The organism is Pseudonocardia nigra (assembly GCF_019396355.1).
Taxonomy (GTDB): domain Bacteria; phylum Actinomycetota; class Actinomycetes; order Mycobacteriales; family Pseudonocardiaceae; genus Pseudonocardia; species Pseudonocardia nigra.
Window position 1 is genome coordinate 1 of the sequence record NZ_JAHKRK010000554.1, and the last position, 717, is coordinate 717.

A 717-nucleotide genomic window follows, 5' to 3' on the forward strand; every position below is an offset into this window, starting at 1 on the left:
GCGCCCCACCGGCGGTCACCGACCCGCGCAGCGCCTTGCCGTCCACCGCGATTCCAGCCAGCACCCCGGCGGGTGCGCGCTGCGCGAGGTGTCGCGCCCGGCGCTGTTCTCGTTCGAGCGGGCCGGGCGTGGCAGCCACGACCGGCGCCGCAGTGACACCACGGATCACATCGGCGGCGAAACCGGCGGTCTCCCGGTCCAGGGCGTCGCTGTCGAGATCACCCAGGACGCGACGGAAGGTTCGTTCGCTGGGCACCAGATAGCGCCCGGTCAGGGGGTCGCGGCGCGCCCCGAGCCGCGCCAGAACCTCTTGCGAGGTAGCAGCTGCCCACTGCCAGATCGCCGACACGCAGTCGCAGCCCACCACCAGCGTCGCGCACGCCGCGAGGGCCAGAACCACCACCAGTCGATGCCGCCGGCCCCGCCGTTTCCGCCGGTCCGGCACCTGCGACAACCTCGTGAACAGCGACGACGTCGCGACCCGCGGATCCGACACCAGCAGGTCATCTCGCCGAGCCAGCTCGGCCAACCGGCTCACGGAAGAACACAACGACGATACTGTGGACACGAGCGCGACCCCCGGGAACGATCTTCTGGCTTCAGCACCTGAAGATCACCAGGGGTCGCGCTCGCCCATCACACCGGGTCCCTCACCCAACGCCAACCCAGAGCTGGAACCGGACATCACGCCCAAACGGCCAGAACGCCGGGGCCCTG

Annotated in this window: 1 protein-coding gene; it reads right to left on the reverse strand. The window is 70.9% G+C overall.

Annotated features, from left to right (window positions below):
* Nucleotides 1-529, reverse strand: a 529-nt coding sequence (locus KME75_RS42170) for a transposase family protein (protein ID WP_219420687.1), incomplete at its 3' end; no start/stop codon positions are given.
* Nucleotides 530-717 lie beyond the last annotated feature (188 nt).